This window comes from Streptomyces sp. NPDC007162 (assembly GCF_040634175.1).
Classification (GTDB): domain Bacteria; phylum Actinomycetota; class Actinomycetes; order Streptomycetales; family Streptomycetaceae; genus Streptomyces.
In genome coordinates, this window is sequence record NZ_JBEYFC010000832.1 from 1 (window position 1) to 2,625 (window position 2,625).

2 protein-coding genes and 1 pseudogene are annotated in these 2,625 nt (G+C 74.4%); all 3 read right to left on the bottom strand.

Going from position 1 to position 2,625, the window contains the following annotated elements:
- Positions 1–336 (bottom strand): annotated as a pseudogene (locus ABZ646_RS44625) (hypothetical protein); the annotation flags it as partial.
- Entirely contained in the window at positions 333–1,793 is a 1,461-nt protein-coding gene (locus ABZ646_RS44630) for a HAMP domain-containing sensor histidine kinase (protein WP_360532955.1), read from the bottom strand. The pseudogene ABZ646_RS44625 and the gene ABZ646_RS44630, both read right to left, overlap by 4 nt.
- 20 nt (positions 1,794–1,813) lie before the next feature.
- Positions 1,814–2,506, bottom strand: coding sequence for a response regulator transcription factor (locus ABZ646_RS44635; protein WP_360532958.1), 693 nt, complete (start codon positions 2,504–2,506; stop codon positions 1,814–1,816).
- Positions 2,507–2,625 lie beyond the last annotated feature (119 nt).

Sequence of the window (2,625 nt, forward strand, 5' to 3'; positions counted from 1 at the left end):
GGTCCCGCCGACCGTGGCCGACGTGGCCGAGGGCACCGCCGTCGGCACGGCCGAAGGCCGCGCCAGGCGCGTGGTGAGCCCCGCGCCCCGCTCCACGTCATTGGGGCCCCCGAGGAGTTCCTCCAGCGCGGCCCCGACGTCGCCCGGTGCGTCGGTCGGGCGCCGGACGCCGACCAGGGCCCCGTCCCGTACGAAGTACACCGGCGTCATCGGCGTCACCCCGCCGGTGGGGCCGCCCGCCTGCACCACGCCGGTGGTGGGGATGGAGCAGGACGTCAGCGCACCCGCCGCCGCGAGGCACAGCAGCGCCGCCCGGGCCCGGCCAGGGGATTTCACCGGCCCTCCCGGGGCGACCCGTCGGCCGGCAGGGGCAGTCGTACGGTGAAGACGGCGCCTGCCTCGGGCCGGTTCGCGGCCTCGACGGTGCCGCCGTGCACCCGGACGTTCTCCGCTGTGATCGCGAGACCCAGTCCGCTGCCCTCGGTGCGGGTGCGGGCGGCGTCCGACTTGTAGAATCGTTCGAAGACATGCGGCAGCACGTCGTCCGGGATGCCCGGCCCGCTGTCCAGTACCTCGATCACCGCGAGCCGTACCCCGCCGCGCGCCCCGCCGTCGTACAGGCGCAACGTGACCGGCCGGGCGCCGTGCCGCAGGGCGTTGCCGACCAGGTTGGCCACCACCACGTCGAGGCGGCGCGGGTCGACGCGGCCGCGCAGGGCGCCAGGCGCCGGCAGCTCGCAGTCCACCGGACCGGTCCAGCCGCGGGCGTCGAGGGTGCGCCGCAGCGACTCGGCGAGATCGATCTCGTCGAGGTGCAGCACCGCGGCGCCCGCGTCGAACCGCGAGATCTCCATCAGGTCGTCCACCAGCCTGGCCAGTTTCACGGTCTCCTCGCTGATCAGACGGACCGCGGTGGCGGTGTCCGGGTCCAGGCCGGCGGCGTCCTCGTCGAGGACCTCGGTGACGGCGGACATGGCGGCCAGCGGGGTGCGCAGCTCGTGGGAGACGTCCGCGGCGAACCGGCGGGCCCTGGCCTCCATGCCGCGCAGTTCGGCCACGGACTGTTCCAGCGCTGCGGCCGTCTCGTTGAAGGTGTGGGACAGGTCGGCGAGTTCGTCGGACCCTTCGACGGCGAGCCGGGTGTCCAGCCGGCCCTCGGCGATGCTGCGGGTGGCCCGGCGCAGCGCGCGCACCGGGCGCAGCACCCCGCGCGCGGCGAGCAGCGCGAGCAGCACGGCCAGCGTGAGCGCGGGCACGGCGGCCCGTTCCACGGCGGTGACCAGGGCGTCGACGTAGGCGCGTTCCGTGGTCTGCGGCACGGTGAGGAAGACATGGATCCCGGAGGTGTAGACGCCCTTGCTCGGCACCTCGGCGAAGGTGACCGACATGCCGACGACCAGCGCGGTGTGGTCGCCGACGGCCACCCGCTGGAAGACGGTCGCGAGGTGGGAGCCGACCGACGCGCGCAGGGCGGGGGACAGTTCCTCGAAGCGGTCGCCGGGGACGGAGGTGGCGCTGAGCCGGCCGTAGGTGGCCAGCACCCGCCAGGTCCCGGAGGGTTCGGCGCGGGCCACGTTCGCCGCGAACCGCCGCAGTTCGTCCTGGCCCGGCGGGTAGAGGAGGTCCGGGGCGAGGCGGCCCACCTGGGCGCGCAGCTGCTGGATCACGGCGTCCTGGCTCTGCTGGAGCACACCGGTGCGGGCCTCACGGAAGGTCAGCGCGCCGGTGGAGGCGGCGGTGACGGCCGCGACGAGCGTGAAGGCGAGCACCAGCCGCGTCCGCAGACCGCGCAACTGGGGAAACCAGGGCCGCCTCACCGCGCCGCGAACCGGTAGCCGAAGCCGCGTACGGTCTGGACGTAGCGGGGTTCGCGTGGTGGCTCGCCCAGCTTGGCGCGCAGCCGCCGTACACAGGCGTCCACCAGCCGGGCGTCCCCGTGGTAGCTGTGCTCCCAGACCGCCTCCAGCAGCTGCTGCCGGCTGAACACCTGGCCGGGCGAGGCGGACAGGGTGAGCAGCAGGCGCAGTTCGGAGGGGGCGAGCTGGACGGGCACGCCGGTGCGGCTGACCGAGAGCCCGGCCCGGTCCACGGTCAGTTCCCCATATGAGTCGATCTTCGGTATGCCGCCCTCGGCGGGCACGCCGCCCACCCGGCGCAGCACCGCGCGGATACGGGCCTCCAGCACCCGGGCCTGCACGGGCTTGACCACGTAGTCGTCGGCGCCCGCCTCCAGGCCCACCACGATGTCCTCGTCGTCGCCGCGGGCGGTCGCCATGACGATCGGCAGGGTCTGGTCGAGGGCGCGCACCCGGCGGCACACGTCGAGGCCGGGCAGCCCGGGCAGCATGAGGTCCAGCACCACGACGTCCGGCCGGAAGGACCGCACCCGTTCCAGCCCGTCCTCGCCGGTCGCGACGGCGGTGACCTCGTGACCTCGGCGGCGCAGGGCGAGCGTCACTCCCTCCCGTACGGCGCGGTCGTCTTCGATCAGCAGAACGCGTGGCATGGCCTCAGTATCCGCAGGGCATCTGCAGGGCATCCGCACAGCCGTGCGGTTGTTACGGGACGATTCGGTCGTCGCGGGACACGTGACGCCGGTCGTCCCGACGGTCATCCCGACGAACC